Raw genomic sequence first — 23,819 nt, 5'->3', positions numbered from 1 at the left:
GCTTTTGAACAGAGGCGGGAGCGCGCTGCCGACTTCCGGCGCCGTCCCGTTGTTTGATATCGACAGACCGGTTGGCTATCGCAGGCGCGCGGCTGCGCTCCGGCGGCGGCCGTGTACCGGATCGATTAGGAGGTTACCCGATGCGAGCAGTCCAGGGAGTTCAAAAAATTTTCGCACCGATCGTCCGTTTTTATCTGGACCTGAAGATCATCTGGAAGATGGTGATCGGCTTTGGCCTGGTGCTGGCGGCGGTATTCGTCATCGCCACGGTCAGCCAGCTGAATATCGATAAGATGCAGCGGATGGTGGACCAGGTGATCGACGGCGAATTGGAGCCGATGGCCTACATCCACGACATCCGGTCCTACATCGCCGAGCTGGAGGTCTCCACCCGCGACGCCCTGCTCAAAGAGGACGCGGTCGCTTTGCGCTATGTCCACAACCAGTTCCTGCCCCATACGGTGCTGCAGACAGTCAATTATTCGTTTGAACGGCTGATCGGACAGGCCACCAGCGATCCTCAGCGGGAGCAACTTAAACAACTGCAGGCCTCCTGGCAGCAATATTACGAGCTATACCTCAAGCTGACCGCCGATCTGCCAGCCCGTCAAAATGCGGAGTTGAACGACACCATCACCAAAGTCCGCTTCTTTCTGGTCGGAGGGATCGACCGGATGGTGGAGACCGACTACCGGCAACGGGCGGTGCTGGCCAAGGCGGCGGCCAAGGAGACTTTTGAGAAGCAACAATTTGCCACGCTGGCGATCGTGCTCTCCACCGTGCTGCTGGCCATCGCCATCAGCCTGCTGACCACCTTGTGCACGGTGGCTCCGCTGAACCGGCTGGCGGCCGGGGCCCGCAAGATCGCCGAAGGCGATCTGACCGTGACGGTTCAGGACCGGCGCGGTGACGAGCTGGGCGAGCTGGCCGGCTGTTTCAACCTGATGACCGCCGAGCTGCGGGAGCTGATCGAAGCGATCAAACGGGCCGCCGACAAGGTGAACGAAAACAGCAAGCAATTGATTGACGGAACCTATGGCGCTTCCGAGGTCACCCAGCAGCTGGTGGAAGCCCTGACCCAGGTGGCCGAGGGCGCCGACCAGCAGCAGCAGCGGGTGGCGTCCATTCATGGAATCGTGCAGGTGGTCAGCGATTTTTCGGACCGCATGAACCGGATCGTCCATAATGTGGCGGAACTGTCCGAGAATACCGTGGCCAGGGCGCTGCACGGCGAGGAGGTGGCCGACGCGGTGGTCGACCGGATGCGCCGGATCGAGCAGTTCATGGCGGTCTCCGACGAGATGATGCAGCAGCTGCAGGTGCTTTCCCAGGAGATCGCCAAGATGGCGGCCTCGGTCCGGGATATCGCCGAGCAGACCAACCTCTTGTCGCTGAACGCCGCTATCGAGGCGGCCCGGGCCGGAGAGCACGGCCGGGGCTTCGGGGTGGTGGCCGAGGCCATCGGCCAGCTGGCGATGCAGACCAAGACCGCCTCCACCGAAGTCGGCAAGCTGGTCCACAGGATTCAAGCCGCCTTCACCGAACTGTCGGGGATGATCGAAACCGAGAACCGGGTGATTCAAGAAGGCGAGCAGGATGTCGCCAGCCTGGGCGAGGTCTTCGACGCCATCAGCGACGCCGCCCGCCAGGTCAATCAGGAGCTGGGCCAGGTCACCCAACACACCGCCAAACTCGCCGTGGAGCATGGCGAGGTCTTAAAAGCGGTGGAGCAGATCACGACCATCGCCACCGAGCACAAGGCGGGCACCGAAAGCGCGTCGACCGCCGCCTTCGAACATTACAGCTACACCCAGGCGATGATCAGCGCCGGCGAAGTGCTCGGCCACTGGGGCGACAACCTGCGGCAGGCCGTCAGCAAATTTAAATATTCGTAACCGGGAAAAAAGAACATACATAGCTGGCGCCGGATCCGAAAAAGTTATGGATGGGGAGGGAGCGCCCGCTTTTCCATGTTTCAAAATCAGACCGGAGCCGATGATGAAAAAACTGGTATTCCTGAGTAAAACTGCGTTTCTTAATCTATTCTTAATATTGAATTCAATCGGGCTTAATCCCTTTTCTGTAGGATGAAAATTGAAAAGGGGTGTTTTTGTGTTGCGCATGAAAAAGATGGCACCACTGGCAATTTTGATACTGATACTCGGCGCGGCGCTGGTCGCCGGCTGTGGCGGCTCCGACGCGCGCCTGAATATCGTCGGCTCCACCTCGGTCCAGCCCATCGCCGAATCGCTGGCTGAAGCCTTTATGAAAGAACATCCGGGCGCGTCCATCAATGTGCAGGGCGGCGGCTCCAGCGCCGGCATCAAGGCCATCGCCGACGGAACGGCCGGGATCGGCACCAGCTCGCGGCCGTTGCATCCGGGCGAGGCCAAACCGGGCGTCGCGGTCACCGAGATCGCCCTGGACGGCATCGCGGTGGTCGTTCATCCCCAAAATCCGGTGAATGGCTTGACCATGGAGCAATTGCGGGCCATCTTCGCCGGCGCGATCACCGATTGGTCGGCTTTGGGCGGTCCCAAGCGCCCCATCGTCCTGGTCAACCGGGAGGAAGGCTCGGGCACGCGCGGCGCTTTTGCCGAACTGGTGATGGGCGAGACCAAGCTGGCCCCCAAGACGCTGGTGCAAGGTTCCACCGGCGCCGTTCGCCAGACCGTGGCCGGCAGCCCCGACGCCATCGGTTACATCTCCCTGGCCGCGGCCGACGCCTCCGTGAAAATACTGCCGATGAACGGCGTGATCTGCAGCGTCGCCACGGTCCGGGCCAAACAGTACCCCATCGTCCGGCCGTTCCTCTTCATCCATCAAAAGGAGGCCGGTGAGACGGTGGCGGAATTCTTACAATATGTGCTGGGTGAAGGCCAGTCTCTCGTCGTCAAGGAAGGATTGGTCGCAGTGAAATAGACCCGTGGCAGGAAACAGGGTCTATTTTTGGTTTGGAGGAGACAAATGGAAGCATCGGAATGGATTAAAAAGAAAGAACAGATCATTCGCGGCGTCTTATTCAGCATCGCTTGCGCGGCCGTGGCCGGAGTGCTGCTGATCATCCTGTTCGTCTTCAGGGAAGGCTGGCCGGTGCTGGCCAAATTCGGGCCTTGGGCCTTGGCCGCGGGCCGCGACTGGCAGCCGACCGGCGGGGTCTACGGGATGCTGCCGTTACTAGTGGGTTCCTGTTTTGTGACCCTGGCCGCGCTGCTACTGGGAGTGCCCCTGGGCGTGGGTTGCGCCGTCTTTATGGCGGAGATCGCGCCAGAGCGGGTGGCCCGGATCGTCCGTCCGGCCGTCAACCTCTTGGCCGGCATTCCTTCGGTGGTCTATGGCTTCTTCGGCTTGGTGACCCTGGTCCCGGCGATGCGGGCCGTCTTCGGGGGCATCGGCTTCAGCCTGCTGGCTGGCGGCGTGATTCTGGCGATCATGATTCTGCCGACCATCATCAGCGTATCCGAAGACGCGCTCCGGGCGGTCCACCGCGACTACAAGGAAGCCTCGCTGGCCCTGGGCGCCACCCATTGGCAGACCATTTACAAGGTGCTGGTCCCGGCGGCGCGGTCCGGGATCACCGCCGCAATTATCCTCGGCATGGGCCGGGCGCTCGGCGAAACCATGGCCGTGATCATGGTGACCGGCAATACGCCGCTGGTGGCCAAGTCGTTCCTGGATCCCGGGCCCACCCTCACCGGCACCATCGGCCAGGAATGGTCGTATGCCTCGGGCGAGCATGCCAAGGCGCTCTTTACGGTGGGTATCTTTTTATTCGTCCTGATTATCCTGATTAATTCGACGGCCCTGATCATCTCCAGAAAGAAGGTGCGAGCCTGATGCGGTTGGTGGCGAAAATATCGCAGATCGCGGCGTTCGCTCTGTTATGGTCCACCGCGGTGCTGGTCATCGGTTGTCTGTTATTGATTATCGGCTTTATTCTTAGAGAAGGGCTGCCCTCGGTCAATTGGGAATTTTTATCGGGCTATCCCGAAGCCATGGGCCGTGAGGGCGGCATTTTTCCGACCATCGTCGCCTCGCTCTATCTGACGCTGGTCTCCCTGCTGATTGCGGCCCCGGTGGGAGTGGGCTCCGCCATTTATCTGGTGGAGTATACGCGGGAGAATTGGGCCACCAAAGTCATTCGTTTTGCCACCGAGACGCTGGCGGGAGTGCCCTCGATCATCTTTGGCCTGTTCGGTTTCGCCTTCCTGGTGATCTTTCTCCACCTGGGCTTCTCGATCCTCTCGGGAGCGATCACCCTGGCGATCATGCTCCTGCCGACGATCATCCGGACCTCCGAGGAGGCGCTGAAGACCGTCCCCAACTCCTACCGCGAAGGCAGCTTAGCTTTGGGCGCCACCCAATGGGTGACCATCATCAAAGTGGTCGTGCCCGCGGCGTTGCCGGGGATCGTCACCGGAATCGTGCTCAGCATCGGCCGGGCCATCGGCGAGACCGCCGCGGTCTGGCTGACCGTCGGCGGCGCCTTGCGCCTGCCCATCTCGGTGATGGACTCGGCCCGTCCGATGACCTTGCATCTCTACACGCTGGCAGCCGAAGGGCTGTCGTTGCCCCGGGCCTATGCCACCGCCAGCGTTTTGATCATCGCCATCTGGATCGTGAATACGGTCGCCAGTTTTCTGATGAGCCGCTTCTCTTTGCGTTTAAAAGCTTGAACGGACCCGCGTTCCAAGCGGGGTACCGCATCACACCGGGTGGCCGTCCCGAACCGTGGCAGGACTTTGGAAGGGCGGCCGGGGATAAGGAGGATATGCCGGAATGGATATTAAAATCGCCGCTGAAAACTTCGATCTGTTTTATGGAGATTTTCAGGCGCTGAAAAGCATCAATATGAAGATTTACCCCAAAACCGTGACCGCCCTGATCGGGCCCTCGGGTTGCGGCAAAACCACTTTTTTGCGTTCCTTGAACCGGATGAACGATCTGTTGGACAATGTGCGGACCGCCGGGAAGATTACCCTGGACAACACCGAGATTTACCAGCCCAAAGTGGACGTGGTGGCGCTCCGTAAACGGGTGGGGATGGTCTTCCAACGGCCGAACCCCTTCCCAATGTCGATCTACGACAACATCGCCTACGGTCCGCGGATTCACGGCATCAAAGACAAGCAGCAGCTGAACGAGATCGTGGAGCGGAGCCTCAGCGGCGCGGCCCTGTGGGAAGAGGTCAAGGACCGGCTGCACACTCCGGCATTGCGCCTCTCCGGCGGCCAGCAACAGCGGCTCTGCATCGCCCGGCTGCTGGCGGTGGAACCGGAGGTGCTGCTGATGGATGAGCCCGCCTCGGCGCTGGACCCGATTTCCACCGGAAAGATCGAAGATCTGATCATGGAATTGAAAAAAGATTATACAATAGTTATCGTAACCCACAACATGCAACAGGCCGCCCGCATCTCCGGACAGCTCGGATTCTTTCTCCTGGGCCGGCTGGTGGAGTACGGCTCCACCGAAGCGGTGATGACCAATCCGGCGCAACAAGAGACCGAGGATTACCTCACCGGGCGGTTCGGCTGATCCGCCGGGGTTGCCGGAAGGGATCGCCACAAATTCGACTGGTTTTTGGTGGAAAAATTTTGTATACTTATAAAAAGGTTTTTGAGTAGGCATTCACACCCTGAAGCCGGCGGGTTGGCCGAACGATGAAACTTTTTTGGTCCTATTGAATCAAGGAAATATGTCGCAACTCATCCGGCGCTCTGAAACTGATTGCGACATATCAACGCATCAACCGCATCCGGTTGAAGATTTGGATAATCGAGGTGAACACAATGACTCGGGAAGGTTTTGATAAAGCCCTCAGCGAGCTGCAGCAAGAGATGCTGCGCATGGGCAGCATGGTGGAGGAAGCCATCCATTTGGCCGTGGAATCCCTGGCGAAACAGGATCTGAACTTGGCGCAAACCATCGTCGACGGGGATGACCGGATCGATAATCTGTCGCAACAGGTCGAAGACGACTGCATCCGGCTGATCGCCTTGCAACAACCGTTGGCGCGCGATTTGCGGGTGGTCACCACGGTCCTGAAGACCGCCACCGATCTGGAACGGATTGCCGATCACGCCACCAATATCGCGGAGATCACGCCCCGGATCGCCGGGGAACCGTTGATCAAGCCGCTGATCGACATTCCGCGCATGGCTTCGCTGGTCGAGGCGATGGTGCAGGACAGTCTGAAGGCATTCGTCGACCGCGACGTGGAACTGGCCAAACGCACTTGTCTGCGCGACGATGAAGTGGACCAACTCTATGAGAATCTCTTTAATGAGCTGACCGGGTACGTTTTGGCGGGCGGGGAGAACCACCGGGTGGTTCAGGCGTTGAACCTGCTTTTCGCAGCCCGTTATCTGGAACGGGTGGGCGATCATGCCACCAACATCGGCGAGCGCGTCATCTATCTGGTGACCGGGCGGAACGAACGGTATTAGTCTAATCGGGTCCAAAGGTAAACCGTACAACGGGATTTTGAGGTGAAAGAGCATGGCGAAACGGATCTTGATCATTGACGACGAACCTTTGATTGTGGAATCCGTCAGTTACAGCCTGAAGCAAGAGGGTTACGAGGTAATCGCCGCGGCCGACGGCGCCAGCGGCTTGCAACTGGCGGAGACCGAGGAGCTGGATCTGATCCTGCTCGACCTGATGTTGCCGGAGATGAACGGGTTGGAGGTCTGCCGGACCATCCGGCGCTCCTCCGACATTCCCATCATCATGCTGACCGCCAAGGAAGGCGAGATCGACCGGGTGCTCGGCCTGGAGCTCGGGGCCGACGATTATGTGACCAAGCCTTTCAGCATGCGCGAGCTGATCGCCCGGATCAAGTCGGTCCTCAAACGGACGGCCCCCGCCGGGGCGGCGGCCGAAGGCCCCAAGGTCCTGCTCAGCAACGACTTGCAGATCGACCTGTTGGGCCACGAGGTGACCGTCAAGGGCGCGGTGGTCAATCTCTCCAGTAAGGAATATGAGCTGTTGCGGATCCTGGCCAGCCACCCCGGGCAGGTGCTCACCCGCGAGCAACTGCTCAATCTGGTCTGGGGCAATGATTTTTATGGCGACGACCGGACCGTGGACGTGCATATCCGCTGGCTCCGGGAGAAGATCGAGGAGGATCCCGGCAATCCGCAGTATATCCTGACGGTGCGCGGGGTCGGCTATAAATTCAGGAAGTGACGGAGGATGAGGGCTGGCATGAAATTTCGGACGCGGCTCTTTCTTTTTTATATTCTCGGCGTGGGTCTGATCATCATGATCCTGGCCAGTTATATCCTGAATTTCGAAGAAGCCCGGGTCCGGCAGTCCCTGGATGACAACCGGCTGGTCCAGGCGCGGCTGATCGCCGACCGCTTCCATTCCGTGATCCAATTGCAAAACCGGGAACAGGTGCAACGGCTGGTACGGCGGATCGCCGGCGACGCGCAGGGCCGGATTACGGTCGTCGCTCCCAGCGGCATTGTCCTGGGCGATTCCGCCGAGGAACCGGCCCGGATGGCCAATCATCAAGACCGGCCGGAGATCCGGGCCGCGCTCTCCGGCAAGCCGAATTCGGTCACCCGCTATAGCGAGACGGTGCATCAGGCGCTCATCTATACGGCGGTGCCGATCCGGATCGGCGGCCGGGTGGCGGGAGTGGTCCGGGTGGCCCAGCGATTGAGCGAATTCGAACAGATGCTCTCCCGGCTGCGCTGGCTGATTGCCGGGGCCATCGCCGGCACCGCCCTGCTGGCCTTGTTGATCGGGTTTCTTTTGATGCACCAGATCAGCCTGCCCATCATGGAGCTGCAACGGCTGGCCATCGGGATCTCCCAGGGCGATCTGACGGGGCGGGTCCGGCGGTTCGGCCGCGACGAACTGGCCGATCTGGGGCTGGCCTTTAACAGCATGGCCCAGCAATTGTCGGACTCCTTCTCCACTATCAGGGAAGAGAAACGCAAGCTGGAAGTGATCCTGGAGAATCTGGCCGACGGGATCCTCGTCATCGACCACGGGCTGCGGATCGTGCTGGCCAATCCGGCGGCCCATGACATGCTGCAGATCAGCGGCAAGAACGCCGCTGGCCGTCCGGTCATGGAAGTGGTGCTCAACCATCACCTGCTGGATCTGATCCAGGATGTCAACCGCTATAAGGAGCCGCAAGAGAGCGAGCTGACCCTGTACCACCCCCGCAACCGGGTGATCCAGGCGCTTCTGGCGCCGCTGAAGGATGAGACCGGCCGGGTGGTCGGCACCATCGCGGTGCTCCACGACCTGACCCAGATCCGCCGCCTCGAACGGGTGCGCCAGGACTTCGTGGCCAATGTCTCCCATGAATTACGGACTCCGATCACCTCGGTGAAGGCAATGGCCGAGACCCTCTTGAACGGCGCCTGGAAAGACAATGCCATTCTCCTGCGCTACCTGAGGGCCATCGATCAGGAGAGCGACCGGCTGAGCAATCTCATCAACGACCTGCTGGCCCTGGCCAAGCTCGATTCCAAGGTGGAGGTGCAGCGGGAGCCGTTTGACATCGGGGAATTGTTCTATGAGATGAAGGAGCGGTTCGAACCGGTCTCCGGCGAGACCCCGTATTTCGAGCTGAACCCGCCTGCGCCGGAGCTGCCCCTGGTATTCGGGAACCGCAATCAGATCAAGCAGGTGCTGATCAATTTATTGGATAACGCCTTTAAATACACCCCCGCCGGCGGACAGGTCCGCCTTTCGGCCTGGCCGGAAGGGGAGATGCTGCGGGTGGCGGTGGCCGATACCGGAGTCGGCATTCCCCGGCAGGATCTGGACCGGATCTTCGAACGCTTCTACCGGGTGGATAAGGCCCGGTCCCGGGAGATCGGCGGTACCGGCCTGGGGCTGTCGATCGTCAAACACATCGTGGAGGCGCACGGCGGCAAGGTGGCGGTGGAGAGCGACATCAACCAGGGGTCGGTATTCAGTTTTACCATTCCCATCAGCAAAGAGGCGGCCGGGAATCCGGGCTAACCGGCCCGGTTCCGGACCCACGCCCGGTCGAAGCCGGCCAGCGCCAGTCCGAGTGGCGGTGGCCGATACCGGAGTCGGCATTCCCCGGCAGGATCTGGACCGGATCTTTAAACGTTTCTACCGGGTGGATAAAGCCCGCTCCCGGGAGATCGGCGGCACTGGCTTGGGGCTGTCCATCGTCAAACACATCGTGGAGGCGCATGGCGGCAAGGTGGCGGTAGAGAGCGATATCAACCGGGGCTCGGTATTCAGCTTTACCATTCCCATCAGTAAAGAGGCGGCCGGAAATCCGGGTTAACCGGCCCGGTTCCGGACCCAGGCCCGGTCGAAGCCGGCCAGCGCCAGTCCGAGTGGCGCTGGCCGATACCGGCGGGTGGATGATAAAGCCCGGTCCCGGGAGATCGGCGGCGCCGGCCTGGGGCTGCCGATCGTCAAACATATCGTGGAGGCGCATGGCGGCAAGGTGGCGGTGGAGAGCGACATCAACCAGGGGTCGGTATTCAGCTTTACCATTCCCATCAGCAATGAGGCGGCCGGGAATCCGGGTTAACCGGCCCGGTTCCGGACCCACGCCCGGTCGAAGCCGGCCAGCGCCAGTCCGAGTGGCGGTGGCCGATACCGGCGGGTGGATAAAGCCCGGTCCCGGGAGATCGGCGGCACCGGCCTGGGGCTGTCCATCGTCAAACACATCGTGGAGGCGCATGGCGGCAAGGTGACGGTGGAGAGCGACATCAACCAGGGGTCGGTATTCAGCTTTACCATTCCCATCAGCAATGAGGCGGCCGGGAATCCGGGTTAACCGGCCCGGTTCCGGACCCACGCCCGGTCGAAGCCGGCCAGCGCCAGTCCGAACAGCAGATGGGCCAGGAAGGTGACCACCATGGTGGCCCCGCTGATCGGCAAACCTTTGGGCGCGGTCTGGTTGAGCAGCGTGCCCAACAAAATCACCCAGACCACCAAACCGAATCCGGCTCCTTTCACCCAGCGGTACTCCCGGCGAATCCCATCCAACAGATAGACAAAGACGGTGCCCAGCAGGGCGGCTATAGTCAGGTCGGCCACCCCGCCCACCAGGTAAGCCAGGGGCTGGAATAGCTCCTCCGGATCCAGAAAACGGGCCGCCACGATCTGCCAAAAGAGCACCTTGGTAAAGCCCAACTGAAAAGCCAGGTAGTTGAAGAGCAACTTCACCCCGTCCGCGGCCAGGCCGACGGTCATCCCCAACATGAACCGGTCTCCCTTAAAAATGCCAATCCCTCCGTTCGTTCCGACGGCATTATTTTCTTACCCGGAGCAAAAATCATACTCCCGAGCATTGCATGATTATCTTAACAAGCCCTGTGGCCACAATATAGAGTGGTTCGGAGAGAAAAGGAAAGAGAGGCACTGCCCCGGCCTTTGGCAGGACCCGCCGGGGACTGGGAGGAACCGGCCCGCGTTTTGGAAGAACTTCTTTCCGCTGCGGCAGGCATGCCGGAACCGGGAGCAAACCCGCCGCAGCCTCCGGCAGGAATGGCCGGGAGGCGGGAGGAGGATGCCGGAAGCGCCGCCGGACCGGCCGGCGAATCAGCGGTTCTCCTCCAGGTACTGCCGGGTGCTCCGCCCGGTGTATTTCTTGAAATTGTAGGAGAAATACTTGTAGTCGCTGTAGCCCACTTTTTCGGCGATCTCGTAGGTTTTCAGCCGCCGGTCCCGCAAAAGCTCCTTCGCCCGTTCGATTCTGAACTTATTCAGCCATTCCACGAAGTTTTCGCCGGTTTCCTCCTTGAAAATGCGGCTCAAATAGTTGGGCGAGACATAGACGGCGTCGGCGAGCGTCTTGAGGGTGACGCTCTCCTGATAGTGCTGCTGAAGGTATTCAATGGCCTGGCTGATGACTTGCTTGTATTTCTGCGCCTTATAGCTGTTCAAGTTCTGCAGCAGTTTACCCAGGAGCGACCGCAGCCATCCTTCCAGATCGGCCATGGTTTCATAATGCCTGACCGCCACGTACAGATTGGGCTCCGCTCCCAGCGGGTGTTCGGCCTGGACCCCCATGGCCTCCAAGGTGTAGATGGAAAGATAGGCCAGCTTGATGCAGTAATTTTTCACCTCTTCCAGGGCCGACTGCTTCCGCCGGAAGGCGGCGAAGGTGGCCTCGAGCAGGGAGTCGATCCGGGCTTCGTCGAGACTTTTCAAAGCCTTGAGCAACTCCATTTCCTCGGCGGCGGGATGAATGGGCAGCATTGCCGCCGGGACCGGGGGCAGATCTTGGATATGGATCAGCGAGTTCTTGCCCTGATAAACCTTTTGGCCCAGAGCGCGCAGGGCCTCCTGGTAGGAGTCGGGGATCCGCTTGACGCTGTTATAGGGGGCGCCGATGCCGATGCTGATGGTGAACTTCAAATACTTCCGGACGGTGGCTTGGATCTCCCGGCAGACCTCCACCAGCGGCCTCTCCGGATTCTCAGTCAGATTCACCAGGCCGACAAAGTAATCGGGCTCGCTGGGGCAAAAGGCGCCGTCCCAGTACTGCTGCAGCACTTCACCGGCGATATTCAGGGCGGAGCTCTTGATGAAGTCTTTCTCCTTGTGCGGGAGATTGGCGGTGAGCAGCTCCTGGTCGTCGATGTTGAAGACGACCACCTGGTAGAAGGGACCGTCCAGATTTAACTGCACCAGGCGGGCTTTTTCGAAGATGGGGGTATAGTCGTCGTAGGCGGCGTCGAGCAGCGCCTGGATCAGTTCGGCCTGGGTGGTCAGGCGGTTCTTCTCCATGATGCTGCGGGTATGAACGGCCTGTTCCAGTTGTTTCTGTTCGGCGAGGAGCTTTTCCTTGAGCCGCAGGATCAGTTCGAGCAGTTCCTCGGCGCCGAATGGCTTCAACAAGTAATCGGAGACGCCGAGACGCAAGGCCCGCTGTGCGTATTCGAACTCGTCATAGCCGCTGAGCACGATGATTTTGGCCGCGGGGAGCTTGGCCCGGACCGCGCTGATGAAAGTCAGGCCGTCCATAATCGGCATCCGGATGTCGGTCAAGATGATCTCCGGCCGCAGGGTGAGCGCTTTCTCCAGGGCCTCCTGGCCGTTTTTGGCCTCCCCGACCACGTGGATGCCGTATAAATCCCAATCAATCGAGGTCCGCAGTCCTTTGCGGATGACGGTCTCGTCGTCGACGATCAACAGTTTGATCACGGTTCCGCGTCTCCTTTCCGAATGGGTTGCTTGACGGTGACGGTCGTTCCGCGGCCGGGGGCGGATTGGAAGACGATTCCGTAAGCATCGCCGTAATACAGGCGGATCCGGTCATTCACGTTCTTCAGCGCGAATCCGAAGCCGCTCTTTTGGTCCAGGGGGGTCTCCAGCACCGCCTGGATTTTGGCGGCGTCGGTTCCGGCGCCGTCGTCGCTGACTTCGTAGATGAGCAGGTCGGCGTCGCGATAGATCCGGATCCGGATCTCGCCCGGAACCCCCTTGGGTTCGATCCCGTGATAAATGGCGTTTTCGACCAACGGCTGCAGAATCAGCTTGATCACCGGCAAGCCGAGGGTCTCCCCGGCCGCGTCGACCGAGAAGCGGATCAGCTCTTCGTAGCGTTTCTTCTGGATCAAAATATAGTGGTTGAGGTGCGCCAGCTCATTCTCGACCGTGGTGAATTCCTTGCCCTGATTCAGGCTTAACCGGAACAGCTTGGAGAAGGCCTGGATCAATTGGGACGTCTCCGGCGCCTTCTCCATCCGGCTCATCCAGTAGATGGTGTCCAGGGTGTTATAGAGAAAATGGGGGTTGATCTGCGCTTGGAGCGCGTTGAGCTCCGCCTCTTTCTGCTTGATCCGCACCAGATAGACCTGGTTCATCAGATCGCGCAGTTTCTCCGACATCTGGTTGAAGCTCGCGCCCAGCAGTCCGATCTCATCATTGCCCCGCGGCTCCAGGCGGACGTCAAAGTTGCCGTTCTGCAGCTTGTGCATGACCTTCCGGACATCCTTCAACGGGCTGAGAAATTTTTCGACGAAGACGACCGTCAATAACGAGAAAACCAGAAAACTCAGGATCATGCTCGGCAGGATCTGAAAACGCATGGCGCGGATCTCTTTGAAAAGATCGGCCAGGGGCACATAATTCACTAAAAACCATTGGGTCTTATCCAGCCGGTAGTAGGTGACCAGTACTTTGCCCTGCCGCAGCGTATTGATAAAATAGCCGTATTTCTTGCTGCTGCCGACGATCTTGCGGAAGATCCCGGCGTCCATCGGCCGGTAGAGCCGGTTCCGGTCCAGGGATGAGATGATCCGGTTCTCCCCGTCCACCAGAAAGAACTCGCCGGCCGAATTCACCAGGTTGTTTTTGTAGATATTGGCCAGTTTCTTCTCGCTGATGTTGATCTCCAGGATCCCGAGCTCTTTGGTGATATTGTTCATGTCGTTCAACGAACGGGTCAGCGCGAGGACTGGCGTTGTGGCGCCGCCAAAATGGGTTTGCTCGTAGGCCCGCCAGGTATATCCGCCTTTCAGCCGGCGGACCGCGGCGACGAAGGCGGCGGGGAGCTGATGGCCGGTACCTTTGGTATCCAGGACGACGCCGCGGCTGCTTTTGATGTAGATGGAATCGATATAGGCGTTGGCCTGGCCCAGGTAGTACAGCCAGCCTTCCAAGGCGATCCGGGATTGGCTGCTCAGCGTGAAGGAAGGTTGGGCGGCGTTCTTCAAGAAATTATACACCGTGGGATCTTTGATCAGATCCAGCGAGAGGCGGTGGGCGTCCTTGAGCACGAAGTCAATGTTATAGCCGGTCTGCTTGATATTGATCAGATTGGACAGACTGAATTTCTCCTGGATAATCTGGGAAGAGCGGATGAAATAAAAAGCCGACATCACCGCGAGCGGCACGAAAACCGCGCCCAGGAAGAAGAGGGCGATTTTGTAACGGATGCTGAAGAAGCGTGGCGTATTCAATGTAGCAGCTCCTGAACGGGACAGTATGGCAATAATAGCCGGACGGGGAACGGGTGTTTTCCCACCGATATCATAAAGATGGCTGTCCCTGATGATTGTATCATAATAAGCAGCGGTAAAACTTACAAGCCTAACGGGAACTTTATCCAAATTTGACGATAAGTTAATAAAAATTCGGATATTGACCGGCCAAGGATCATCGGAAACCGGACGAACGGGATGAAGCCGATCATCCTGTATGAATTTTTGGGATATTTTCATAGTTTTTTAGGATTTTGAGCCAACCGGCGCTGCTTTATAATGAGAATGTTTCAAAAAAGAAATAGGAGGTATGGTGGTATGAAAAAAGTAAGCTCGTTGGTCATGGCGCTGCTGCTGATGGTCGGGATCTTCAGCAGTCCGGGTTTTGGCCAGAAAGCGGCGCCCAAAGTAACCTTGAATTTTCTCCATGATCAGGTGGAAGCGGTCGAGGGCGGCGCGGCCGTTGCGTTCCGTCAGGCCCTGGACCGGGTGCGCAAGCAGAATCCCAACATCACAATCGTTGAAGACTCACTGACCAGCCAATCCCTTTATACCAAAGTGAAGACCCTGGCGGCCGGGAATGAACTTCCCGAACTCTATGTCGCCAAGGGCGATCTGCTGGACATGTTAATCAGCAACAAGCTCATCGGCGCCATCAACAAGGATATCAACGCCGATCCCAAATGGAAGAGCCAATTTCTCCCCGGCGTATTCACCAAGATCACCAAAAACGGCAAGATTTACGGCATTCCCTGTACCTCGAAGAGCACCTCGCTGATCTTCTATAACCAGGAAATCTTCAAAGAATGCGGCATCGCTCAATTCCCGAAGAGTTGGTCCGAGCTGAAGACGGCTGTCTCCAAGATTAAAGCCAAGGGCTATGTGCCCCTCGCTCTCGGCAACAAGGAACAATGGGTCGCTCAGTCCTGCATCTTGAGCACTCTCGCCGACCGCTATACCGGAACCGACTGGTTCTTCAAGGCCAAGAACAGAAAAGGCGCTAAATTCACTGATCCGGAGTTTGTAAAGTCGTTGCAGGCATTGGCGGATCTGGCCAATATGGGCGCGTTCAACTCCGACATGAACAGTCTGGACAACATGCAACAACGGACGATTTATTACAATAAGCGAGCGGCCATGTTCATCGAAGGCGCCTGGGCTATCGGCGATTTGCAGAAAGACTGCCCCAAAGATGTCCTGGCAGCGACCCAGTTGGCTCTGATTCCCGCGGTGGAAGGCGGCAAGGGCAAACCGACCGCCATGTCCGGCGGCGCCAGCGTGTTTTTTGTCATGAACAACTTGAAAGGGGCCAAACGGGCGGCAGCCATCAAAGTGTTGAAGGAATTGTCCGGTCCGGAATTCGGCGCGGCGATGACTGAATTTAATAAATTCCCCGCCGTCAAACCCGGCAAATATGATGCCAGCAAGGTTACACCCATTGCCAAACAGTATAATGAGCTGGTGGATAAAGGCTCGTATGTGCCGGTGTACGATATTCAGCTGAGTTCGTCGTTGATCGATGTCATCAACAGCGGCCTGCAGCAGATGTTAATCGGCGGGATTACCCCGAAAGAACTGGCCAAACGGATCCAGGCCGAGCACGAAAAAGAAGCGCTATAAAGGCCGGCCCGTTGCATCCTGCGCCTCCGCGTTGCAACCGGCGATTACCGGTATCCGGTCCCAAAGTCCGCTTTGGGATCGGATACCGATATGAAAAGGTGAATCATGAACAATAATCCATTGCGTGTCAAACGGAGTGTCCTGATCCTCTACTTATTTCCCGGAGTCGCCTTGTTTCTCGGTTTTGTCATTCTGCCGCTGCTGCTTTCGATGCGGTACAGTTTTTTCAGCTGGAACGGCGGCGCCGCCATGCGCTTCGTCGGGCTGGGGAACTATCTGGAACTGGCCAAGGATCCGGACTTTTGGAATTCCTTTAAGAATAATATTATTGTAATTGTCTTATGCATCATCGGGCAATTGGGTTTCGCCCTGCTGCTGTGCGGGCTTTTCACTTCGAAACTGTTGAAGTTGAAGGAGTTTCACCGCACGGTGATGTTCATCCCGGTCGTCCTCTCGGCGATTGTGGTCGGCTTTATCTGGACCTTGATCTACAATAAGGACTTGGGAATCTTAAATATGATCCTGAAGGCGCTGCATTTGCAGGCCTTGATCCAGCCGTGGCTGGATGACCCGAAAATTGTAATGTTTTCGGTGAGCGCTCCGCTCATCTGGCAGTATATCGGGGAATATCTGATCATTTTTATGGCGGCGGTGCAGAGTATCGACAAGTCGGTCCTGGAGGTCTCCGAAATTGACGGTTGCACCGGCTTCAACCGGTTGCGTTATATCATCGCGCCGTTGATTTCGGATACGATTAAAGTCGCGGTCATGCTCTGTATCTCCGGAAATATGAAAGTATTCGACCATATCTATGTGATGACGGGCGGCGGGCCGGGGAACAGCTCCATGGTGATGGCCCAATACGCTTATAAAACCTCATTCCAGCAATTCAAACTGGGCTATGGCAGTACCATTTCGGTCGGCATCTTGATTTTGAGCCTGACCATCATCTTCATCAGCCGGAAGCTGGGGGAAAGGAAGCAGGCATGAACAAACAGAAGATTCTGGAACGGACCGCGGCGATCGTTATCAATCTGATCGTCATGCTGATGTCGCTTTCATGCATCTTTCCGATTATTTGGGTCATCTACTCGTCGTTCAAGACCAATCAGGAGTTCAACTTGAGCATCGTGGCCCTCCCGTCCCACTTGGACTTTTCGAATTATGCGGCGGCGTTGCGCAACGGGCATATCGACAAGTACTTTTTTAACAGCGTCTTTACCACCAGCGTAACGGTAGCGCTGATCATTTTGATCAGTTTCGTGACCGGGTACTTCCTGTCGCGGTTCCAATTCAAGGGCAGGAATCTGTTGTACATTATGTTTCTGTCGGGGATGCTCATCCCGGCCCACAGCCTATTGATCCCCCTCTTCATCCAGTTCAAGCACCTGGGGCTCTTGAATACCAGAGTGACGTTGCTCTTTCCTTACATCTCGCTGGGGTTGCCGATGGCGGTCTTCCTTTTTGAGAGTTTCATCAAGACCATCCCCTTCGAGATGGAGGAGGCGGCCACCATTGACGGCGTTCCGTACACCCGGATGCTTTTTCAGATCATCTTCCCGATCTGCCGGCCGATCGTGGCCACGGTGATCATCTTGAGCTTTCTCCAGTGGTGGAACGAGTTCCCCTTTGCGCTGGTCCTGATCAGCAGCGATATGTACAAGACCATTCCCATCGGCCTCTCCAACTTCATCGGACCGATGTCCAGCGTTTATACGGAATTGATGGCGGCCATGGTAATTGCCATTCTGCCGGTGATCGTCGTCTACCTGGCCTTCTCCAAGAAGATTATCCAGGGGATGACCATGGGGGCAGTCAAGGGTTGAAACAATTCCCCGGGGAACCGATAATAATCAGAAAACCGTTATTTTGTGATGGAGCGTGATCGTCCATGTGTGTCTATGAAAATCTCAAAAAACTCCAGCTGGAACTACCGGCCCCGCCGCCGCTCGGCGGGGTCTACGTTCCGGTGAAACAGGTCGGAAACCTGTTATTCACCGCCGGACAGGGGTCGACTCAAAACGGCGTCCCGGTCGTCGCCGGGAAGGCGGGAGCGGATGTTTCCATTGAAACGGCGCAAAACGGCGCGCGAATCGCGGCCTTGAACATGCTGAGCATCTTGCACCAATATACCGGGGACCTCAACCGCATCAAAAATGTGGTGAAGATCCTCGGCTTTGTGGCCAGCGCGCCGGGGTTCGGGGACCAGCCAAAGGTCATGAACGCCGCCTCGCAGCTGCTGGTCGATCTCTTCGGCGAAGCGGGACGGCATGCCCGTTCGGCCATTGGCGTCAATGAACTGCCGGGCAACATCACGGTCGAGATTGAAGGAGTCTTTGAGCTGAAAGATTGAGTCGATCAAGTAAAGAAGGTGAATGGGTTGAACCTGGAAACGCCGTGTCTGGTCGTTGATGAAGCGATCATGAAACGCAATATCGCCAGAATGGCCGAAGTCGCCGCGAAGAACGGCTGCAAGCTCCGGCCGCATACCAAGACCCATAAGATTCCGGCCATCGCCCGGTTGCAAGTGGCGGCGGGGGCCGACGGCATCACCGTGGCCAAGGTGGGCGAGGCCGAGGTCATGGCGGAGCAGGGTCTGTCGGATATCTTCATTGCCTACCCGGTGATCGGGACGGGCAAGATCGCGCGGGTCTTGGCCCTCAACCGGCGGATCCGCCTGATTGTCGGCGTCGACAGCATCGCCGGGGCTACGGCGCTCTCCGAAGCGGCGCTGGCCGACGGTCAGACCATCGAGGTCCGGCTGGAAGTGGATACGGGGATGCATCGGACCGGGGTGGGATATGAGCAAGCCTTGGAATTCGCCAAAACGCTCGCCGGGTTCTCAGGGATCCGGCTGACGGGGATCTTCACTTTCAAGGGCCTGATCTATGAGGGAAAGGCGACTCTGGACCGGGAAAAGGCCGGCCTGGAGGAAGGCCGCTTGCTGGTAGACCTGGCCGAAAAGCTGCGCCAGGCGGGGATCGCCATTCGTGATGTCAGCGTCGGCTCGACGCCGACCGCGGCGTATGCGGCCCAAGTGCCCGGGGTTACCGAAATCCGGCCGGGCACGTATGTGTTCAATGATACGATGCTGGCCAATCTCGGCGTCTGTTCCCCAGAGGATTGCGCGCTCAGCGTGCTGACCACGGTGGTGAGCCGGGCCGCCGATTATGCGGTAGTCGACGGCGGCAACAAAACGTTTTCCACCGACGCCGCGCAAGGCGTATTCCCCTATTATCTAAAAGGTTACGGCCGGACGGTCGGCGATGACCAGCTGATCCTGGAACGCCTGTCGGAAGAACACGGGATCGTCAGCATTCTGCCCGGAGCCGGCGAAATCCGGGTGGGCGATGTTTTGGCGATCATCCCCAACCACGTCTGCACCACGGTCAATCTGCACGATAAGCTTTACTTGCGAAGGGACGGCCGGATCGTGGGCGAGGCCGCCATCGCCGGCCGGGGCAAGGTATCTTGACATGCTGGACGTACTGATTCGTGACGGCCTCATCGTGGACAGCGGCGGCGGACCCGCCTGGCGCGGGGATATCGGAATCCGCGACGGCAAAATCGCGCGGCTGGAAAGGGAGCTCGCGGCCCCGGCCCGGATCGTATTGGATGCCACCGGAAAGGTCATCGCGCCCGGATTTATCGATCTGCACAGCCATGCCGATTTAAAAGTATTGAATGACCCGGCGGGCGCCATCAAGCTTCAGCAAGGGGTCACGACGGAAATCTTCGGGAACTGCGGCTTTTCGGCGGCGCCCGTCGAGCCGGAGCGATTGCCGCTGTTGCAAAGCTACAGCGAACCGATTATGGGCCGGCTGGCCGGCGAGTGGACCTGGCGGAGCTATGGCGAATACCTGGCGGTACTGCAAACCCAGCGGTTCGGGCACCACGTCGGCGGCTATGTGGGCAACGGCGCGCTCCGGATCGCGGTGAAAGGGTTTGCGGCCGGCCCCCTGACCCGTCCGGAGCTGGAGAAGGTTAAAGCGCTGTTGGACGAGGCATTGAGCGCCGGCGCCCTCGGACTTTCGATCGGGCTGATGTATGTGCCGGAGAATTATTACAGCCTTTCCGAGCTGGTGGAGATCTGCAGTGTGCTGAAGAAACATCGCGCCCTATTGGTGGCGCATATGCGCGGCGAGGGAAACAGCCTGCTGCGGTCCATCCGGGAAGTGCTGGACATCGCCGGGCAGGCGGAAGTGGCCCTGCATATCAGCCATTTGAAAGCCGCCGGCAAGAATAACTGGGGGGCAACCTGCGCGGCCGCCATCGGCCTGCTGGAAGAGGCCCGCGGCCGGGGATCGGATGTGACCTGCGACGTTTATCCCTATACCGCCGGCTCCTCGACGCTGACCAGCCTGCTGCCGCCCTGGGCCTTGGAGGGCGGGGTCGCTCGGGCCATTCGACGGGCGGGGGATCCGGCGGAACGCCGCCGCATCCTGGCGGAGTTGAATCATGAAGCTGTCGACTGGGATAACCTGGTCTACTCCACCGGTTGGGAGAGCGTGGTGGTGAGTTCGGTCGGGAGCGCCGCCAATCAGTCGCTGGTCGGGAAGAGCATCGCGGAGATCGCCTTGATTCGCGGGACGGAACCGGCCGCGGCCGCCCTCGATCTCTTGGCGGAGGAAGACGGCAACGTGGCGATCGTCTTTTTCCACATGGCGGAGGACGATATGATCCGCATCATGAAGCTGCCGTATTCCTTCATCATCTCGGATTCCCTGTATTCGGCGGGCGGATTGCCGCACCCGCGGCTGTACGGCACCTTCCCCAGAGTCTTCGCCAAATACGTGCGGGAGCAAAAGGTATTGACGCTGGAAGAAGCGGTCCGCAAGGTGACCGCGCTGCCGGCAGAACGGCTGGGTTTGCGGTCGGTGGGCCGGTTGGAGCCGGGCTATGCCGCGGATATCACCGTCTTTGATCCTGCGGCCATTCAGGACCGGGCCACCTATACCCGGCCGGAGCAATTTCCGGCGGGCATCGAATGGGTGTTGGTCGGCGGGGCCATCGCCAATCAGTCCGGAACACTGACCGGGGCCCGAAACGGCCGTTTGTTGACGGGCCGGTAAAAAAAACTGCCGAGGGCAGGTTGGAGCGATGTTGAATGCGACAGTTAAAAATCGCCGTGATTGGCGCCGGCAGCACCTACACGCCGGAATTGATCAACGGCTTTATCGTGCGGCGCGCGGAGCTTCAAGCAGCCGCCTTTTACTTGATGGATATCGACCGGGAGAAGCTGACGATCGTGGCGGGCCTGGTCCAACGGATGCTGGCCGCTTCGAACGATGGTGCACGGGTGGTTCTCACCGCAAGCCTCGATGAGGCCATCGCCGATGCCGATTACGTCATCGCCCAGATCCGGGTCGGAAAACTGGACGCCCGGATCCGCGACGAGAAGCTTCCGTTGCAATTCGGGCTGCTGGGCCAGGAGACCACCGGGGCCGGCGGCATGATGAAGGCCCTGCGGACCATTCCGGCCATCATGGACATCGCCGCCCGGATGAAGCGCCTGGCGCCCCGGGCCTGGCTGATCAATTTCTCCAATCCGTCGGGGTTGGTGGCCGAAGCGGTCCTCAACACCATCGGCGGCAAGCTGATCGGACTCTGCAACGGACCCATCAATATGGTGCGGGAGGTCCAGGCGCTGCTGCCCGAGGGGACCGCGCATTTTGACTACGATTTCGTGGGATTGAACCATTTATGCTGGATCACCGCGGTCTACGCCGACGGGCGGGACGTCTTGCAGGAGCGGCTCCGAAGCGGCCTGAATGTCAAAGGACTGCAAAATATCCCCCAAATGAAATACGATGCCGCCTTATTGCAGGCGACCGGGGGCATCCCCATCTCCTACCTGAACTATTACTATTTCCGGGATGAGCAGGTGAAAAAGTGCCAGCAGGCTGTGAAGACCCGCGGCGAGATCTGCCAGGAGATCGAGGCGGAGCTGCTTCGGAAGTACCAGTCCCCCGATCTGAAAGAGTGTCCGCCGGAGCTGGCCAAAAGAGGCGGAGCCCTCTATTCGGAGGCCGCGGTCTCGATCATCAACGCCATCGAGAACGACAAGAACGAGGTTCATGTGGTGGATGTCCGGAATCAGGGCGCCTATGCCTTCATGGACCCGGATGATGTGGTCGAAGTGAAATGCCGGATCAACAAAGACGGCGCGACTCCGGTGAAGCTTGAAGGGTTTGACAATCCTTTCATCATCGGCCTGATGCGGACCGTCAAAGCCTATGAGAAGCTGGCCGCCCGGGCCGCCGTCCACGGCGACTATCAGGCGGCGCTGGCGGCGCTGCTGGTTCACCCGCTGATCGGCGATTATTTCAAGGCCAAGGGCGTGCTCGACGCGATGCTGGAGGCGAACCGGGAGTTCCTGCCGCAATTCTTCCCGGAGCGGGCCGAGTGATGGCCCGGTTTGTGCTCGGCGTCGACGGCGGGACGACCAAAACCCATTGCGCTTTGTTTGACACCGACGGGGAGCGGATCGACTTCCTGCCGTTCGGCCCCACCAACCACGAGCGACTGGCCGGCTCTTTCAACGAGCTGGAGGAGAAACTGCGCGAGCTGGTCCGGGAGATCCTGGGCCGCAATCAGCTGGCCATCGCCGATCTGGCCGCCAGCGTTTTCGGGCTCTCGGGGGTCGACGCCCGCTTTCAGCGGGAAAAGATCGCCCAGATCCTCCGGAATATCGGGTTCAGCCGTTTTATCCTTTGCAACGACGCCTATCTCGGGGTGAAGGCCGGCAGCCGGAGCGGCATGGGAATCGGAGTGATCAACGGCACCGGCTGCTCGGTTTGCGGCATCGATCCGGCCGGGCGGATGCTGCAGCTGAACGGGCAGGGCGAGATCACCGGCGAACCGGGCGGCGGCGGCTACTTGGGCAGCCGTGCCACCCAGGCGGCGTATAACTTTCTCTTTCGCGGCGGTCCGGCCACCCGGATCACCGATCTTTTGTGGCAACGGTTGGGGATCCGCTCCAAGTTCGATCTCATCGACTGTCTGCGGGAAAAGCTGGAATATGGGGGATTGCGCCTGGCGGATCTGGCGCCTGTAATATTCCAGGCCGCCAATTACGGGGATAGGGTGGCCCTGGCGATCCTCGAAACCATGGGAACGGAGATCGCCGCCTCGGTCAACGGGGTCGTCCGGGAGCTGGCTTTCGCCCCGGATCAGCCGCTGGAGATCGTATTGGCCGGCTCGATCGCTGTCAAGGGGGAAAATCCGGCGGCCTTGAACCGGCTCCAGCGCGAGGTGCGCGCCGCCCAACCCGGCCGTGTACTGAATTTTATCGTACTGAACCAGTCTCCGGTGGCCGGGGCGGTGGTTTGGGCTTTGCAAGAGGTAAGGCGGGATAATGCCTTGTATGACAAAGTGGTGGCTCAATTATAACCGGAAGAAGGAGTGAAGCCGATGTTGTGGGAGGATTTGCGCGCGGATCAGTTGGAAGCGGCCCGCCTGGCGACGGCGGGGACCTGTATCGTGCCGCTGGGGGTCATCGAAAAGCATGGGGGGCATCTCCCGCTGGGGACCGATCTCTTCATCGGGCGGGGAGTGACGATCGCGGCCGCCGCCCGGGAGCCGGCGGTAGTTTTCCCGCCTTATTATTTCGGGCAGATCGCCGAGGCCCGGCATGTGCCGGGAACCATTTCCATCGACCATTCCTTGATGTTCCGGTTGCTGGAGAACGTGCTGGATGAGATCGCCCGGAACGGCTTTCCTAAAATCATTCTGCTGAACGCGCATGGCGGGAACAGCCATTTTCTCAATTATTTCATCCAGAGCACCTTGCAGCGGCAACGGGACCCCCAGTACGCGGTCTACGGCATCAATCTGATGGCGGACGGCCCGGAGCTGGCCCGCCGCAAGCAGGCGATTCTGGGCTCCGACGATCTGGGCGACCACGCGGGGAACTATGAAACGGCGCTGATGATGGCTTTGCGGCCGGAGCTGGTGGCCATGGACCGGGTCGCGCGGGAAGAGAGCGGGAGCCGGGGGCGGCTGGATCATTTCAAGGATCCGGCGACCGGTTTGAAGAATATCTATACGGGCATCTGGTGGTATGCCGATCACCCGACGCACTTCGCGGGCGACCCTGCGGCGGCCTCGGCTGAAAAAGGGAACGCATTGCTGGAGCTGCTGGTGGAGGAGACCGCCCAAAAAATCAGAATCATTAAGGAAGACGGCGTGGCTCAGGAGCTTCTCAGGGAGTTTTTCGAGCAGAGCCGCTGAGTTCGGCGATAACGACAACAGCCG

Annotated in this window: 21 protein-coding genes and 2 pseudogenes; 20 read left to right on the top strand and 3 right to left on the bottom strand. The window is 59.1% G+C overall.

The window, feature by feature from the left end; genetic code table 11:
- The first annotated feature begins 140 nt into the window (after positions 1-140).
- The 11 genes and pseudogenes from EDC14_RS10210 to EDC14_RS10160 all read left to right on the top strand — a co-directional run.
- Positions 141-1,895 (top strand): methyl-accepting chemotaxis protein, encoded by a 1,755-nt coding sequence (locus EDC14_RS10210; protein ID WP_132014189.1) that lies wholly within the window; start codon positions 141-143, stop codon positions 1,893-1,895.
- Positions 1,896-2,121: 226 nt separating this feature from the next.
- A complete protein-coding gene (locus EDC14_RS10205) occupies positions 2,122-2,922 on the top strand; it encodes a phosphate ABC transporter substrate-binding protein (RefSeq protein ID WP_132014213.1) in 801 nt (266 codons plus the stop codon).
- A 45-nt stretch (positions 2,923-2,967) separates the two neighbouring features.
- Positions 2,968-3,837, top strand: coding sequence for a phosphate ABC transporter permease subunit PstC (gene pstC, locus EDC14_RS10200; protein WP_243662881.1), 870 nt, complete (start codon positions 2,968-2,970; stop codon positions 3,835-3,837).
- Positions 3,837-4,676: a phosphate ABC transporter permease PstA gene (pstA, locus tag EDC14_RS10195; RefSeq protein WP_132014188.1), complete on the top strand. Its 840-nt coding sequence runs from the start codon at positions 3,837-3,839 to the stop codon at positions 4,674-4,676. Before pstC ends, pstA begins: the two co-directional genes overlap by 1 nt.
- Positions 4,677-4,779: 103 nt before the next feature.
- Positions 4,780-5,535, top strand: a complete 756-nt coding sequence (pstB, locus tag EDC14_RS10190; protein ID WP_132014187.1) for a phosphate ABC transporter ATP-binding protein PstB — start codon at positions 4,780-4,782, stop codon at positions 5,533-5,535.
- A gap of 254 nt (positions 5,536-5,789) precedes the next feature.
- Positions 5,790-6,446 carry a phosphate signaling complex protein PhoU gene (gene phoU, locus EDC14_RS10185; protein ID WP_132014186.1) on the top strand — a complete coding sequence of 219 codons (657 nt, stop codon included), beginning with the start codon at positions 5,790-5,792 and terminating at the stop codon, positions 6,444-6,446.
- Between the two features lie 52 nt (positions 6,447-6,498).
- Positions 6,499-7,188 (top strand): response regulator transcription factor, encoded by a 690-nt coding sequence (locus tag EDC14_RS10180; protein ID WP_132014185.1) that lies wholly within the window; start codon positions 6,499-6,501, stop codon positions 7,186-7,188.
- Positions 7,189-7,206: 18 nt separating this feature from the next.
- A complete protein-coding gene (pnpS, locus tag EDC14_RS10175; protein ID WP_165907926.1) occupies positions 7,207-8,988 on the top strand; it encodes a two-component system histidine kinase PnpS in 1,782 nt (593 codons plus the stop codon).
- A gap of 46 nt (positions 8,989-9,034) precedes the next feature.
- Positions 9,035-9,286 (top strand): annotated as a pseudogene (locus tag EDC14_RS10170) (sensor histidine kinase); the annotation flags it as partial.
- Between the two features lie 75 nt (positions 9,287-9,361).
- The gene (locus EDC14_RS10165) at positions 9,362-9,538 is read left to right on the top strand and encodes an ATP-binding protein (protein WP_132014182.1); all 177 of its coding nucleotides are present in this window, start codon (positions 9,362-9,364) and stop codon (positions 9,536-9,538) included.
- Between the two features lie 63 nt (positions 9,539-9,601).
- Positions 9,602-9,787 (top strand): annotated as a pseudogene (locus EDC14_RS10160) (ATP-binding protein); the annotation flags it as partial.
- Here the strand turns inward: EDC14_RS10160 and EDC14_RS10155 are convergent.
- The 3 genes from EDC14_RS10155 to EDC14_RS10145 form a co-directional block, all read right to left on the bottom strand.
- Complete coding sequence (locus EDC14_RS10155) at positions 9,784-10,215, bottom strand: hypothetical protein (protein ID WP_132014180.1); 432 nt, start codon at positions 10,213-10,215, stop codon at positions 9,784-9,786. The pseudogene EDC14_RS10160 and the gene EDC14_RS10155 overlap by 4 nt on opposite strands.
- A 339-nt stretch (positions 10,216-10,554) precedes the next feature.
- The gene (locus tag EDC14_RS10150; RefSeq protein WP_132014179.1) at positions 10,555-12,162 is read right to left on the bottom strand and encodes a response regulator transcription factor; all 1,608 of its coding nucleotides are present in this window, start codon (positions 12,160-12,162) and stop codon (positions 10,555-10,557) included.
- Positions 12,159-13,922: a cache domain-containing sensor histidine kinase gene (locus EDC14_RS10145; RefSeq protein WP_165907925.1), complete on the bottom strand. Its 1,764-nt coding sequence runs from the start codon at positions 13,920-13,922 to the stop codon at positions 12,159-12,161. Before EDC14_RS10145 ends, EDC14_RS10150 begins: the two co-directional genes overlap by 4 nt.
- Before the next feature lie 339 nt (positions 13,923-14,261).
- Here EDC14_RS10145 and EDC14_RS10140 point away from each other — a divergent pair, with 339 nt between their 5' ends.
- From EDC14_RS10140 to EDC14_RS10100, 9 genes are all read left to right on the top strand, one after another.
- Complete coding sequence (locus tag EDC14_RS10140; protein ID WP_132014177.1) at positions 14,262-15,563, top strand: extracellular solute-binding protein; 1,302 nt, start codon at positions 14,262-14,264, stop codon at positions 15,561-15,563.
- A 105-nt stretch (positions 15,564-15,668) separates the two neighbouring features.
- Positions 15,669-16,553, top strand: coding sequence for a carbohydrate ABC transporter permease (locus EDC14_RS10135; protein WP_132014176.1), 885 nt, complete (start codon positions 15,669-15,671; stop codon positions 16,551-16,553).
- Positions 16,550-17,389, top strand: a complete 840-nt coding sequence (locus tag EDC14_RS10130; RefSeq protein WP_132014175.1) for a carbohydrate ABC transporter permease — start codon at positions 16,550-16,552, stop codon at positions 17,387-17,389. The genes EDC14_RS10135 and EDC14_RS10130 overlap by 4 nt, the downstream gene beginning before the upstream one ends.
- A gap of 65 nt (positions 17,390-17,454) precedes the next feature.
- Complete coding sequence (locus tag EDC14_RS10125) at positions 17,455-17,916, top strand: RidA family protein (protein ID WP_132014174.1); 462 nt, start codon at positions 17,455-17,457, stop codon at positions 17,914-17,916.
- A 27-nt stretch (positions 17,917-17,943) separates the two neighbouring features.
- The gene (locus tag EDC14_RS10120; protein ID WP_243662880.1) at positions 17,944-19,038 is read left to right on the top strand and encodes an alanine racemase; all 1,095 of its coding nucleotides are present in this window, start codon (positions 17,944-17,946) and stop codon (positions 19,036-19,038) included.
- A 1-nt stretch (position 19,039) separates the two neighbouring features.
- On the top strand, positions 19,040-20,635 hold the full coding sequence (locus EDC14_RS10115) for an N-acyl-D-amino-acid deacylase family protein (protein ID WP_165907924.1): 1,596 nt from the start codon (positions 19,040-19,042) through the stop codon (positions 20,633-20,635).
- Between the two features lie 35 nt (positions 20,636-20,670).
- Entirely contained in the window at positions 20,671-21,972 is a 1,302-nt protein-coding gene (locus EDC14_RS10110) for a 6-phospho-beta-glucosidase (RefSeq protein WP_132014172.1), read from the top strand.
- The gene (locus tag EDC14_RS10105; RefSeq protein WP_243662883.1) at positions 21,972-22,955 is read left to right on the top strand and encodes an N-acetylglucosamine kinase; all 984 of its coding nucleotides are present in this window, start codon (positions 21,972-21,974) and stop codon (positions 22,953-22,955) included. The genes EDC14_RS10110 and EDC14_RS10105 overlap by 1 nt, the downstream gene beginning before the upstream one ends.
- 21 nt (positions 22,956-22,976) lie before the next feature.
- Positions 22,977-23,795, top strand: a complete 819-nt coding sequence (locus tag EDC14_RS10100) for a creatininase family protein (protein ID WP_132014170.1) — start codon at positions 22,977-22,979, stop codon at positions 23,793-23,795.
- The last annotated feature ends 24 nt before the right edge of the window (positions 23,796-23,819 follow it).

It is taken from the genome of Hydrogenispora ethanolica (assembly GCF_004340685.1).
Classification (GTDB): domain Bacteria; phylum Bacillota; class UBA4882; order UBA8346; family UBA8346; genus Hydrogenispora; species Hydrogenispora ethanolica.
The sequence above is the reverse complement of the archived record's forward strand: the minus strand, read 5'-3'. Positions and strand labels throughout refer to the sequence as shown.